This window comes from Phenylobacterium sp., from assembly GCF_965284355.1.
GTDB lineage: Bacteria > Pseudomonadota > Alphaproteobacteria > Caulobacterales > Caulobacteraceae > Phenylobacterium.
In genome coordinates this window covers 3,168,433-3,180,612 of the sequence record NZ_OZ260078.1, presented here as the reverse complement: position 1 = coordinate 3,180,612, position 12,180 = coordinate 3,168,433, and the positions used below count along the sequence as shown (strand labels likewise).

Below are 12,180 nucleotides of genomic sequence, written 5' to 3'. Positions count from 1 at the left end.
GCCCGCGACCCACGCTATCGTGGCCCCGGCATGCTCGTGGAACTCACCGAAGTCGTCGTCGCCGTCGTCATGGTCGTGGCCAGCGTGCTGGTCCACGGCGCGGGGCTGTTCTGGCTGTCGCGCGCATTGCGGCTTGTGGGCGCCGAGGAGACTCGCCGCCACGTGGGCCTGGACTCGCCGCGCGCCGTGTTCGACCTGACCGCCATCGTCCTGGGCCTGTTCGTGCTGCACGGCCTGGAGATCTGGGGCTGGGCGCTGGTCTATGTAACCGTCGGCGCGATCCCTGACCTTCGCACCGCGGTCTATGCGTCCGGTTTCGTCTACGCGACCATCGGCTACGACGAAGACCTGATCCCCGAGGCGTGGCGCCTGCTTGTCGCCGTCGAGGGCATCACGGGCATCCTGCTGCTGGGCTGGACGACCGGCTTCTTCGTCAGTGTGGTGTCGCGGCAGCGGGGGACCTGAGCGCATGGACGACAAGACCCTCGACGACGTGGTGGCCGTGCTGCCGCCGCTGCTGCAGGCGCTGGATCGCCTGGGGTTCATATCGCGATACCTCGACCCGGCCCAGTTCGACCGCGTGATGGACGCGGTAGGCGAGCCTGAGGTCGCGCTGGCCGCCGAACGTCACCGTCTGGATGATTGGCCGGCGGAGATGGCCGACGTGCAGACCGCGCTGGCCACCGCCAGCGACGCGGCCATCTCGGCCTTCGAGGCCCTGCGCGCCGCGCCGCAGGCCGAGGATGGGCTGATGGCGTCCTTCCGGGCGCTGCGCGAGCTGCCGAAGGCGCTGGAGGCGATCTACCCACTGGCTGAGGGACTGCCGCCCGTCAGCCGCTTCTTCCTCGATCCAGCGCACCGCGGCGACGAGGCGCTGGTCCAGCGCCTGGCCCGCGCGCCCGCGCGCGCCGACACCGGCGTCCTGCATTTCGACCAGCCCGGCTCGCGCGGCGGCTTCTCGGTCTATGTGCCGGAGTACTACGACCCGGCCGAGCCGCTGCCGGTGGTGTTCGCCTTGCACGGCGGGTCGGGGAACGGTCGCGGGTTTCTGTGGAGCTGGGTGCGCGAGGCCCGCACCTTCGGCGCGATTGTGGTCGCCCCCACCGCCGTGGGCCGCACCTGGGCCATCCAGGGGCAGGACGCCGACAGCCCGAACCTCGCGCGCATGCTGGGCGCCGTGCGCGAGCAGTGGCAGGTCGACGCGCGGCGGCTGCTGCTTTCGGGCATGAGCGACGGCGGCACCTTTTCCTACGTGTCGGGTCTCGAGCCAGGGTCGCCGTTCACCCACCTGGCGCCGGCGGCGGCCGCCTTTCACCCGATGATGGCCGCCTATGCCGACAAGGCGCGGATCGCCGGCCTGCCGATCCACATCGCCCACGGCGTCCGTGACTGGATGTTCCCCGTCGACATGGCCCGCGAGGCCGCCGATGCCCTGGCCCGCGCCGGCGCCGACGTGACCTATCGCGAGCTGGACGACCTCAGCCACACCTACCCGCGCGAGCTGAACGGCCCGGCCCTCGAGTGGCTGAAGGCGACGTCCTGATGGCGACGCTCAAGGCGCCGCGCGGCGTCGCACTCGGCCGCTGCGCCTGCGGTGCGGTCGAGGTGGAGATCGGCGTCCCGGCCCGCTGGGCCTGGCACGACCACTCGCAGGCCATCCGCGTGGCTCAGGGCTGCGCCTACGCCACCTATGTCGGGAGCTGGCGCAGCCGCTTCCGCATCGTCGAGGGTGAAGCGCACGTCACCCGCTACGAGGACGAGACCGCCGGCACGGCCCGAAGCTTCTGCGGCCGATGCGGCACGCCGCTCTTCTACGAGCGCCGTCGCTCGCCCCAGATGGTGAACGTGCCCCGCGCCCTCTTCACCACCCGCACCGGCCGCGAGCCCCGCTACCACATGCACCTGTCCGAGCAGGCCGACTGGACCTACCTGGGCGAGCCGCTGGCGCCGTTGAAGGGCTACCCGGGCGTGATGTGGGAGAAGCCCCGGCGCAGGAAGAAGCCGCCCGAGCCGATGTTCTGACGGGCGCGGGCGGTGCGGGAACGGCAGGCTCGCGGCGACAGAACCCAAGGCGGCGGGCCGTCGATAAACCAGCCATCAAGGAGTCATGTGGCAACAGTGCCCGGCGCCACGTCCGCCTCCGCGGGTCCGCGGCGAGGAGCGAACCACAGATGGCGTCCACAAACGCCGCAGTCGCAGCGGCTCAGCCAGCGCCCAAAAGGTCGCAGGGCGCGCCTACCATGGGCCAGCTGCTGGGGTTCGTTTTCGCAAGCGCCGACATGGTCCTCGAGATCGAGGACAAGCACTTCGTCACCTTCGCCACCGGCGCGGCCATGCGACTGCTGAGCCGCAGCGCGGACTCGACGCTGGGCAAGCCCTGGCGCGAGCTCTTCGAACCTAACGACGCCGAGATGGTTGAAGCCGCCCTGCGCGACGTTCAGCCGGGCGAGCGTCGTGGGCCCTATTCGGTCGAGCTGGCCACCCAGCGCGGCCCGCAGCCCGTGTCGCTGACCTTCTTCCAGATGCCGCAGCGCGACGCCTTCGTCGCCATGGCCATGAGTCTGCGCACGCCGGGCGTGCAGTCGGTCAAGATCGACGAGGCCGGCCTCACCAGCCGCGACGAGTTCGAAAGCGCCGCCGCCAGCCTGCTGAAGCAGGCCGAGGCCGATGGCGCGTCGCTGCACGTCGACCTGCTGGAATTCGCCGGCCTGAACGGCGCCCTGGCGAACATGACGAGCGCCGAGGCCATGAACGTCCGGCGCAAGCTGGCCGCCATGCTGCGCGCGGCGTCTTACGGCGGCCTCCCTGCGGCGGCCATCGGCCCCGACCGCTTCGCCCTGCTGCGTTCCGGCCGCCCGACCGTTGAGGCGATCGGCCAGGCCGTGCGCGATATGGCCGGGCCTCGCATCCAGCTCTGGACCGGCGAGCTGGAGCTGGACGGCGCGTCTCCGACCGAGAGCCTGCGCGCGATCCGCTACGCCATCGACCGCTGCATCGAGGACGGGCCGTCGCAGGCGGCCAAGAGCTTCGAGGCGGCGCTGCACCATACGGTCACCGAGTCGTCGCGATTCAAGGAACTGCTGAAGGACGGCCGCTTCGAGGTGGTCTACCAGCCGGTCGTCGATCTGAAGACCCGCCAGCTGCACCACTATGAAGCGCTGGCCCGCTTCGAGGGCGGCGATGAGCCCGCGGCCACGATCAAGCTGGCCGAGGAGTTGGGCCTGGTCCTCGAGTTCGACCTCTCCATCGTGCGCACCGTGTTCCAGGCCCTGTGCGACGCGCCCGACAGCGTCTCCATCGCCGCCAACATCAGCGCCTTCTCGATCCAGTCCGCGGGCTTCGTCGAGGAGATGCTGAAGATCACCGCCATCACCCCGAAGATCCGGCCCCGGCTGATGCTGGAGCTGACCGAGAGTCACAAGATCACCGACTTGGCGGCCGTCAATCAGGTGATCCAGCAGCTGCGGCGCGCCGGTCACATTGTCTGCCTCGACGACTTCGGCGCCGGCGCCGCGTCGATGGACTATCTGCGCCAGATCGAGGCCGACGTCGTGAAGTTCGACGGCCGCTTCGTCCAGGGCCTGAAGGGGCGGCCACGTGACGCCCTGATCCTGCGGCGGCTGGCCGAGCTCTGTACGGAACTGGGCATCTCCACCGTCGCCGAGATGATCGAGAAAGAGGAGACGGCCAAGACCGTCGCATCGCTGGGCGTCGGGTTGGGCCAGGGGTGGCTGTTCGGCAAGCCGGTCGCCAAGCCCGAGGGCATGAAGCGCGCGCCGGCCCCGGTCGCGGCCCGCCGCAGGGGCGAAGTCGAGACCTGGGGCTAGCGGCGATCGCCGTCGTTCGCACGACCGCCTTCAGACCAGCGCTTCGAACTCGTCGACCAGGCGCTCCATCTGCTTCATCCCGGCGGCCCAGAACGCCTTCTGCCGTGGGTCCAGGCCGAACGGCGCCAACGCCTCGACGTAGGTCCTGGTGCCACCGGCCGCGAGCAGCGTCTCGTACAGCGGGGTGAACTTCGCCGGGTCCTCGCGGCGCTTTTCCATCAGGGCCCGCACCAGAAGGTCGCCGAACGCATAGGCGTAGACGTAGAACGGCGCGTGGATGAAGTGGCTGATGTAGGCCCAGTAGTTCCGATAGCCCTTGTCCAGCCGCACGGCCGGCCCGAGGCTTTCAGTCATGATCTCCATCCACAGCGAGCCGATCTCGTCGGCCGACAGCTCGCCCTCCAGACGGGCGGCGTGGAAGCGGGTCTCGAAGCGGTGGAAAGCGATCTGGCGCACCACCGTGTTGATGCCGTCCTCGATCTTGCCGGCGAGCAGCCCGCGGCGGTCGGCCTTCGACGTCTCGGCCAGCAGCTTCTCGAACACCAGCCCCTCGCCGAAGATCGACGCCGTCTCGGCAAGCGTCAGGGGCGTGTCGGCCAGCAGGGTGCCCAGCGGCTTGCACATGGTCTGATGCACCGCGTGGCCCAGCTCGTGCGCCAGGGTCAGCACGTCGCGCCGCTCACCCATGTAGTTCATGAACACGTACGGGTGGCGCGTGGCCGTCACCGAGTGGGAATAGGCCCCCATCTGCTTGCCGGGGCGCGGCTTGGCGTCGATCCAGGGCTGGCTGAAGAACGTCTGGGCGGTGTCGGCGAAACCGGGAGACAGGGCCCGGTAGCTCTCCAGGACGATCGACTTGGCCTCGTCCCAGCTGAACGTGCGCGGCGCCGCTGAATCCAGCGGACAGTTGCGGTCCCAGTGGTCCAGGTGCGTGCGGCCCATCACCTTGGCCTTCAGGCGATAGTAGCGGTGGCTGACGCTGGCGTAGCTGTCGACCACCGCGGCCTCCAGGGCGTCCACCGCCTCGGCGTCGACCTCGTTGGCGAGGTGCCGGGCCGAGGCCGCCGTGGGATACTTCCGCCAGCGATCCTCGACCTGTTTCTCGAACGCCAGGGTGTTCAGGCTGAGCGCCAGCGTGCCGGCCCGTTCGCCCAACGCCTTGGCCAGGGCCTGGGCGGCGGCCTTGCGTTTCTTGGCGTCGGGACCGGCCGACAGGCTCAGCAGCTCGGACAGGGTCAGCGTCTGGCCGCCCACCTTGGCCGACAGCTTGGCCAGGGTCTCGTCCGACAGCCGGCCCCAGTTGGCCGTCGCGGGCGCCTTGTCGATCAGCAGGCGCTCCAGGTCGGCGGAGAGTTCGTGCGGTCGGCCGGCCCGCACCCGGCGCAGCCAGGGCCGCCAGCGCTGGGCCGGCTTGTGGGCCTTCAGCGCCAGTTCCAGCTCGTCGTCCTCCAGCTGGTTGATCTCCAGCGTGAAGAACAGGCTCATGGCCGCGATCTGCGACGACCGCTGGCGCAGGTCGGCCTCGAACTTGGACCACGCCGAATCGTCCCGGGCCGTCGACGCCGACAGCGAGGCGAACGCCCCCACGCCCCACATGGCGTTGGTGGCCTGCTCGTACAGCTCGATGCCCCGGTCGATGATCCCGCCCAGCTCGGCCGGCCGCGACCGCGTGGCGATCATGCGGCCCTCCAGCTTGGCCAGCTCGCCGTTCAGGCGCTCGGCCTCCTTGAGGTCGGCCTCGATCCGCGGGTCTTCGCGCCCCGCATAGAGGTCATCCAGCCGCCAGGTCGGCAACGCGTCGGTCTTGAAGGGGGCGTTCATGGGGCGGGACCTTAGCGCCGCTGAGTTCCTCCGGCCAATGGCGGATCGCCGTTCTTGGCGCCAGCGCCCCCTCCACCACTTCGTGGTCCCCCTCCCCCATCGAGATGGGGGATGAACTGAAGCTGATTGATCGCCCCAGTTCCTCACCCGCTTGCGGGGGAGGGGGACCGCGAAGCGGTGGGGGGGGCGCTGACTACATCTTCTGCGTCGCCAGCAGGATCGAGGTCTCGGTAGATGCGATGCCCTCGATCTGGCGGATGCGGTCAAGAGCGGCGCTGAACGCCGTGAGTGTCTCGACGTCGATCTCGGCGACCAGGTCCCAGCGGCCGTTCGTGGTGTGGACGGCCGAGACCTCGGGAAAGCCTCGCAGCGATCGCACCACGGCCCCGGATCGCTCGCCCTCGATGGCGATGGTCATCACGGCGCGCACCCGGTTCGAGGCGTCGGGGCGGGTCTTGATCGTAAAGCCCTGGATGGTCCCGTCGCGGACCAGCCGCTCGATCCGGTTCTGCACCGTGCCCCGCGACACACCCAGCGCCTTGGCCAGGGTGGCGGCGGGCTTGCGCGAGTCGACGCGCAAAAGGCCGATCAGTTCTCGGTCCAGATCATCGATCATTTTGCCAGCCGCTTGTGACATTACGCCAAACTGATCGACGTTTTGTAGCACGTTGCTCGCTATTCGCTAGCACTCGACAGCGCGACCCTGGAGGCGATCACTTCAGGAGCCCGCATGGACCGCCCCACCTATCTGATGACCGACCCGGCCTGCTTCGACGTGAGCTACCGGATCAACCCGTGGATGGACCCCAAGGCCTGGAGCACCGCCGACGCCGCGGCCGCCCGCGAAGGCTCGGCCGCCCTGCGCGCCGCGCTCGAAGCCACCGGCGCCCACGTGGAGATCATCGGCGCCGTCAAAGGCCTGCCTGACCTTGTGTTCCCGGCCAACGCCGCCGTCGTGCTGGACGGCCGGGTGCTGATGGCCCGCTTCCGCCACCCCGAACGCCAAGGCGAGGAGCCGGTATTCCGCGCCGTCTTCCAGAAGCTGAAGAGCCGCGGCCTCGTCGACGACATCGTCGACTTCCCCGAAGGCGTGTTCCACGAGGGGGCCGGCGACGCGATCTGGGACGCTGACCGCAAGCTGTTCTGGTGCGGCTATGGCCCGCGATCGAGCCGTTCGGCCATCCCGGTGATCCGCAAGACGTTCGGGCACGAGACCGTGGCCCTCGAACTGGCCACCGATCGGTTCTACCACCTCGACACGTGCTTCTGCCCGCTGGCCGGCGGCAAGGTGCTCTACTACCCGCCAGCCTTCACGCCCGAGGCGCTGGCGACGATACGGGCGCATATCCCCGAGAGCCAGCGCATCGAGGCCAGCGACGAGGAGGCCGCCGCCTTCTGCGTCAACGCGGTGAACCTCGACGCCCGTATCGTCATGGCCAAGGCGCCGGAAAGCCTGCGCCGCACCCTGAAGAGCCGCGGCTACAGCCTGACCGAGGTGGACCTGTCGCCGTTCATCCGCTCGGGCGGCGCCTCGTACTGCATGACCCTGCGCCTCGACCGCACGTCCCTCCCCGCCGCCCAACTGCACGCCGCCGAATAGGAGCGCCCCTGATGAACGACATCGCCTTCCAGCGCAGCCTGACCGCCCAGTTCATCGAGACCGAGGCCCGGTACGGCGCCAAGAACTACAAGCCGCTCGACGTTGTCCTGACCCGTGGCGAGGGCGCCTACGTCTGGGACGTGGACGGCAACCGCTACCTCGACTGCCTCTCGGCCTATTCCGCCGTGAACCAGGGTCACTGCCATCCGAAGATCCTGGCCGCGATGATGGAGCAGGCGGGCAAGCTGACGCTGACCTCGCGCGCGTTCCGCAACGATCAGCTGGCTCCCTTCTACGAAGAGCTCTGCGCGCTGACCAACAGCCACAAGGTGCTGCCGATGAACTCGGGCGCCGAGGCGGTCGAGACGGCGCTGAAGGTGGCCCGCAAGTGGGGCTACGAAGTCAAGGGCGTGCCCGAAGGCCAGGCCGAGATCATCGTGGCCGCCGACAATTTCCACGGTCGCACGGTGGCCATCGTGGGCTTCTCGAGCGACCCGCAATCGCGCGGCGGCTTCGGCCCCTTCGCGCCGGGCTTCAAGATGGTCCCGTTCGGCGACGCCGACGCGCTGGAGGCCGCCATCGGGGCGAACACGGTGGCCTTCCTGGTCGAGCCGATCCAGGGCGAGGCGGGCGTGATCATCCCGCCGGCCGGCTACCTCAAGCGCGCCCGCGAGCTGTGCACGAAGCACAACGTCATCCTGATCCTGGACGAAATCCAGACGGGCCTGGGCCGCACCGGCAAGCTGCTGGCCGAAGAGCATGAGGGCGTCGAGGCCGACCTCACCCTGATCGGCAAGGCGCTCTCGGGCGGCTTCTATCCGGTCTCGGCCGTGCTCTCGAACTCCGAGGTCATGAGCGTGCTGCACCCGGGAGAGCATGGCTCGACGTTCGGCGGCAACCCGCTGGCCTGCGCGGTCGCCCGCGCGGCGTTGAAGGTGCTCACCGAAGAAGGCATGATCGAGAACGCCGCCCGGGTGGGTGAGCGCCTCAAGGCCGGACTCGCCGCGGTCGCCACGCCCCGCGTGAAGGAGGTCCGCGGTCGCGGCCTGATGATCGCCGTCGAACTCCACGCCGACGCCGGCGGCGCGCGCCGGGTCTGCGAGGCGTTGCAGGCGCGCGGGCTCCTGGCCAAGGAGACCCACGACCATACGATCCGCATCGCCCCGCCGCTGATCCTCACCGACCCCCAGGCCGATTGGATCGTCGACCAGTTCGCCGCTTCCCTCCCTTGATGGGGAGGGAAATGGCTAGTTCATCCCTGCCGGCGTCGGAGCGGCAGCCGTCGGCGGCTTCTTCGCCTCGGTGATGACGTAGGCGCGGATGTCCTCGGCGTCCTGCGGGCTGAGGAAGCGGGAGAAGCTGGCCATGCCGCGGCTGGCCGAAGCCCCGTCGATCACAACGCCCTTCCAGTTCTCGGCAGTGGTCAGCATCGGCGAGGCCTTGAGGTCCGGCAGCCAGGCGCCCGATGCGTTGGGCCCGTGGCAGACCTGGCAGTTCTTGTGGAACAGCTCGAAGCCGTGCTGGACGTTGCCTGTCGAGGCCACGCTGGTCAGGTCGATCTTGGCCGCGGCCGGCTGCGGGAAGGCGGGGGCCGTCGCCTTGCCGCCCAGCTTGTAGACCATCAGCCGCCCCGGCAGTCGCGGCCGGGTGGGCATCGAACCCGGCGCCGAAATCTGGCCGCCGCCGCCCACGCCCACCATCACCGCCACATACTGCTCGCCGTCCAGCTCGTAGCTCATCGGCGCGGCGATCACGCCGTTGCCGACCTCGGTGGACCACAGCTTCTTGCCGTTGGCGGCGTCGTAGGCCGAGAACTGGCCGTGCGCCGCGCCCTGGAAGACCAGGCCGCCCGCCGTCGACAGCACGCCGGCGTTCCAGAAGTAGGGGTGATCGACGGTCCAGACCGCTTTCTGCTGGACCGGATCCCAGGCCACCAGCTGGCCCTTGATCATCGAGGTCAGCGCCTTCAGCTGCGCCGCGTCTGTGGGCAGCGAGTTGATCACGAAGTCGACGCCCACGTTCCAGGCGCCGGCCTTGTACGACCCGCCCTTGTCGTCGGCGTAGGCGAACGGCGTGACGTTCAGCGGGATGTAGACCAGCCCCTGCTTCGGATTGAACGCCATCGGCTGCCAGTTGTGCGCGCCCAGGGGGCCCGGCACCTGCATGACCATCGAGGTCTGGTAGCGCGAGCCAGCGGTCTCGATCGGCCGGCCGGTGGCCATGTCGACGCCCGTGGCCCAGGTGATGTTGGTGTAGGGCTTGGCCGAGATCAGCTTACCCGTCGCCCGGTCGATCACGTAGAAGAAGCCGTTCTTCGGCGCCTGCATCAGCACCTTGGTGGGCTTTCCGCCGATGTTCAGGTCGGCCAGCATAATGTGCTGCGTGGCGGTGTAGTCCCAGCTCTCGGCCGGCGTGGTCTGGTAGTGCCAGACGTACTCGCCGGTATCGGGCTTCAGCGCCAGGATCGAGCTCAGGAACAGGTTGTCGCCCTTGCCGCCCGAGCGCTTCTGGTGGTTCCAGGGCGTGCCGTTGCCGATGCCGAAGTACATGATGTCGAGCTGCGGGTCGTAGGCCATCGAATCCCAGGCCGTGCCGCCGCCGCCCGTCTGTTTCCACTCGCCGTCGCTCCAGGTGGCGTTGCCCTTCTCGGCCATCACCTTGTCGGAGGCCGCGTTGTCGGGCGCGCCGGTGGGATTGGGCGTGGTGTAGAAGCGCCAGACCTGCTTGCCGGTCTCGGTGTCATAGGCGGTGATGTAGCCGCGCACGCCGTACTCGGCGCCGCCGTTGCCGATCATCACCTTGTCCTTCACCACCCGCGGGGCGCCGGTGATGGTGTAGGGCTTGGACTTGTCGGTAGTCTGGACTTCCCACTTCACCGCGCCCGTCTTGGCGTCCAGCGCCACCAGGCGGCCGTCGATGGTGCCGACGAAGACCTTGCCCTTCCAGACGGCGACGCCGCGGTTCACGACGTCGCAGCAGGCGTCGAAGCCCTTCGCGCCCTCGACCTTGGGGTCATACTTCCAGAGCTGCTTGCCGGTCTTGGCGTCGAAGGCGAACACCTTGGACCAGGCCGTCGAGGTGTAGAGCACCCCGTCGATCATCAGGGGCGTCGCCTCCTGGCCACGGTCGGTGTCGAACTCGGCGTACCAGGCCAGGCCCAGCGTGCCGACGTTGCCGGCGTTGACCCTGTCCAGCGGACTGAAGCGCTGCTCGTTGTAGTCCTTGCCGTACGACAGCCACTCGCCGTTGGTCGCGGCGGCCTCCAGGCGCTTCTGATCGACATTGCCCGGCGACTTCTGGCAGGCCACCAGGGCAGCCGCGAATGCCAGGGCCAAGCCCAGACGGGTGATCTTCATAGCGCCCTCCCAGCAGCCGATTCTTTGCAGCGTGATCGGCGTTCAGTGAGCGCACTATGCCCCGGACCGCGCGCCGGGCAAGCGTGCCGCTGGGGAATACTCCCTCCCCATCATGGGAGGGAAGTCAGACCATCGCCCCCAGCGCGCCGCGTGAGGAAACAGCCCCCGGCCGCAGCCGCGCGTAGGCCATCGCCAGCCGGTCAACGACCTCGGCGAGATCGTCCGGCGCCATCGTGAACGGCAGGCGCATGAAGCGTTCGAATGCGCCGTCCACGCCGAAGCGAGGACCGGCGGCGAGGCGCACGCCGAACCGCTCAGAGGTCGCCGCCAGGGTGTTCGAGACGGGCGCCGGCAGCTCGGCCCAGAGGGACAGGCCGCCCGGCGGCAGACTGACCTTCCAGTCGGGCAGCTTCTCGCGCACGAGGCCGTAGAGCACGTCGCGGCGTTCGCGCAGCAGCACGCGGCGGGCGGCCAGCGCCGGTTCGTCGTCGGCCAGCAGGTGGGCGCAGGCCAGTTGCTCCAGCACCGGCGTGCCCAGGTCGAGCGAGACGCGGCGCACCGCGATCGCCTGGATGGTGGCCACGTCGGCGCGAATCCAGCCCAGACGCAGGCCGCCCCAGAAGCTCTTGCCCATCGACCCCAGCCGCACGAGCCCCTCGTCGGGCTCGTCGAAGCCGTAGTGCGTGACGGGCCCGTCCAGCGACAGGTCCATCATCGTCTCGTCGAAGATCACGGTGGTCCGCGCCGCCTGAGCGGCCGCCACGATCGTCGCGCGCGCCTCCAGGCTCATGAAGCGGCCCGTGGGGTTGTGGAAGTCGCCGATGAAGTAGGCCAGCCGCGGCGCGCTCTGGCGCAGCGCAGCGGCCACGCCCTCGACGTCCCAGCCCTCGCCCGGCAGGCCGACCGGGGCGGGACGACACGATGCGCGCTGGATGGCGTCGATGGCGTGCGGATAGGTCGGATGGTCGATCACCACCCGATCGCCCGGGCCGCAGGCCACCCGCAGCATCAGCGCCAGCGCGTGCTGGGCGCCGTTGGTCACCAGGATCTGCTCCGGCGACGTCGGCAGCCCGCGGCGCGTGTACCGCTGGGCGATCACCTCGCGCAGCACCGGCAGGCCCACGGGCAGGTAACCGTGATTGGGCAGGTGCGCCGGCAGCGCGGACAGCGCCGCGGCAAAGGCCTGATGCACCACATCCGAGGCCGGCGGCGCCGCGGCGGCCATGTCGAGGATCCCCTCGGACATCGGGCCCAGCATCAGCGGCGTCGAGCCCCGGTCGCCCGGCCCGGCCGGCAGCCGGGTCTTGGCGCCAGCGCCCTGGCGGCGGTCCAGGAAGCCGTCGTCGCGCAATCGCGCCAGCGCTGCGGTCACGGTCGTGCGCGACACTTCCAGCGCCTGGGCCAGCTCGCGCTCGCCCGGCAACACCACGTCCAGCGGCAGCCGGCCGTCGAGGATGAGCAGCCGGAGCGCGTCGGCCAGCTGGCGATAGGCGGGGCCCGTCTTCTCGCCCCGCCAGGCGCCGAGCAGGCGCACGAGCGAGGCCGGACCGATGCGGCGATGGGTCATGGACGCCAC

At 69.7% G+C, this 12,180-nt stretch carries 10 protein-coding genes; 6 read left to right on the top strand and 4 right to left on the bottom strand.

Annotation, left to right across the window (positions count from 1 at the left end):
- Nucleotides 1-30: 30 nt before the first annotated feature.
- From ACQ66R_RS15560 to ACQ66R_RS15545, 4 genes are all read left to right on the top strand, one after another.
- Entirely contained in the window at nt 31-465 is a 435-nt protein-coding gene (locus tag ACQ66R_RS15560) for an ion channel (protein ID WP_430423483.1), read from the top strand.
- Between the two features lie 4 nt (nt 466-469).
- Nucleotides 470-1,543 (top strand): hypothetical protein, encoded by a 1,074-nt coding sequence (locus ACQ66R_RS15555; RefSeq protein WP_430423481.1) that lies wholly within the window; start codon nt 470-472, stop codon nt 1,541-1,543.
- Entirely contained in the window at nt 1,543-2,022 is a 480-nt protein-coding gene (locus ACQ66R_RS15550) for a GFA family protein (protein WP_430423479.1), read from the top strand. Before ACQ66R_RS15555 ends, ACQ66R_RS15550 begins: the two co-directional genes overlap by 1 nt.
- Nucleotides 2,023-2,240: 218 nt before the next feature.
- Nucleotides 2,241-3,827: a sensor domain-containing phosphodiesterase gene (locus ACQ66R_RS15545; RefSeq protein WP_430423477.1), complete on the top strand. Its 1,587-nt coding sequence runs from the start codon at nt 2,241-2,243 to the stop codon at nt 3,825-3,827.
- A 30-nt stretch (nt 3,828-3,857) separates the two neighbouring features.
- On the opposite strand, the gene ACQ66R_RS15540 is transcribed toward ACQ66R_RS15545, so the two are convergent.
- Both ACQ66R_RS15540 and ACQ66R_RS15535 read right to left on the bottom strand, forming a co-directional pair.
- On the bottom strand, nt 3,858-5,648 hold the full coding sequence (locus ACQ66R_RS15540; RefSeq protein WP_430423475.1) for a M3 family oligoendopeptidase: 1,791 nt from the start codon (nt 5,646-5,648) through the stop codon (nt 3,858-3,860).
- Between the two features lie 193 nt (nt 5,649-5,841).
- The gene (locus ACQ66R_RS15535; RefSeq protein WP_430423473.1) at nt 5,842-6,264 is read right to left on the bottom strand and encodes an Lrp/AsnC family transcriptional regulator; all 423 of its coding nucleotides are present in this window, start codon (nt 6,262-6,264) and stop codon (nt 5,842-5,844) included.
- Between the two features lie 114 nt (nt 6,265-6,378).
- Here ACQ66R_RS15535 and ACQ66R_RS15530 point away from each other — a divergent pair, with 114 nt between their 5' ends.
- Both ACQ66R_RS15530 and rocD read left to right on the top strand, forming a co-directional pair.
- On the top strand, nt 6,379-7,248 hold the full coding sequence (locus ACQ66R_RS15530) for a dimethylarginine dimethylaminohydrolase family protein (protein WP_430423471.1): 870 nt from the start codon (nt 6,379-6,381) through the stop codon (nt 7,246-7,248).
- Between the two features lie 11 nt (nt 7,249-7,259).
- A complete protein-coding gene (rocD, locus tag ACQ66R_RS15525; protein ID WP_430423469.1) occupies nt 7,260-8,480 on the top strand; it encodes an ornithine--oxo-acid transaminase in 1,221 nt (406 codons plus the stop codon).
- A 15-nt stretch (nt 8,481-8,495) separates the two neighbouring features.
- Here the strand turns inward: rocD and ACQ66R_RS15520 are convergent, their stop codons facing one another.
- Together ACQ66R_RS15520 and ACQ66R_RS15515 are read right to left on the bottom strand one after the other, a co-directional pair.
- Nucleotides 8,496-10,604, bottom strand: a complete 2,109-nt coding sequence (locus ACQ66R_RS15520) for a PQQ-dependent dehydrogenase, methanol/ethanol family (RefSeq protein WP_430423467.1) — start codon at nt 10,602-10,604, stop codon at nt 8,496-8,498.
- 124 nt (nt 10,605-10,728) lie between these two features.
- A complete protein-coding gene (locus ACQ66R_RS15515) occupies nt 10,729-12,171 on the bottom strand; it encodes a PLP-dependent aminotransferase family protein (RefSeq protein ID WP_430423465.1) in 1,443 nt (480 codons plus the stop codon).
- Between the last annotated feature and the right edge of the window lie 9 nt (nt 12,172-12,180).

Bases quoted from the DNA above. Each gene is read 5' to 3' on its own strand.
- ACQ66R_RS15560 (WP_430423483.1), top strand. From the start codon at position 31: ATGCTCGTGGAACTCACCGAAGTCGTCGTCGCCGTCGTCATGGTCGTG.
- ACQ66R_RS15555 (WP_430423481.1), top strand. From the start codon at position 470: ATGGACGACAAGACCCTCGACGACGTGGTGGCCGTGCTGCCGCCGCTG.
- ACQ66R_RS15550 (WP_430423479.1), top strand. From the start codon at position 1,543: ATGGCGACGCTCAAGGCGCCGCGCGGCGTCGCACTCGGCCGCTGCGCC.
- ACQ66R_RS15545 (WP_430423477.1), top strand. From the start codon at position 2,241: ATGGGCCAGCTGCTGGGGTTCGTTTTCGCAAGCGCCGACATGGTCCTC.
- ACQ66R_RS15540 (WP_430423475.1), bottom strand. From the start codon at position 5,648: ATGAACGCCCCCTTCAAGACCGACGCGTTGCCGACCTGGCGGCTGGAT.
- ACQ66R_RS15535 (WP_430423473.1), bottom strand. From the start codon at position 6,264: ATGATCGATGATCTGGACCGAGAACTGATCGGCCTTTTGCGCGTCGAC.
- ACQ66R_RS15530 (WP_430423471.1), top strand. From the start codon at position 6,379: ATGGACCGCCCCACCTATCTGATGACCGACCCGGCCTGCTTCGACGTG.
- rocD (WP_430423469.1), top strand. From the start codon at position 7,260: ATGAACGACATCGCCTTCCAGCGCAGCCTGACCGCCCAGTTCATCGAG.
- ACQ66R_RS15520 (WP_430423467.1), bottom strand. From the start codon at position 10,604: ATGAAGATCACCCGTCTGGGCTTGGCCCTGGCATTCGCGGCTGCCCTG.
- ACQ66R_RS15515 (WP_430423465.1), bottom strand. From the start codon at position 12,171: ATGACCCATCGCCGCATCGGTCCGGCCTCGCTCGTGCGCCTGCTCGGC.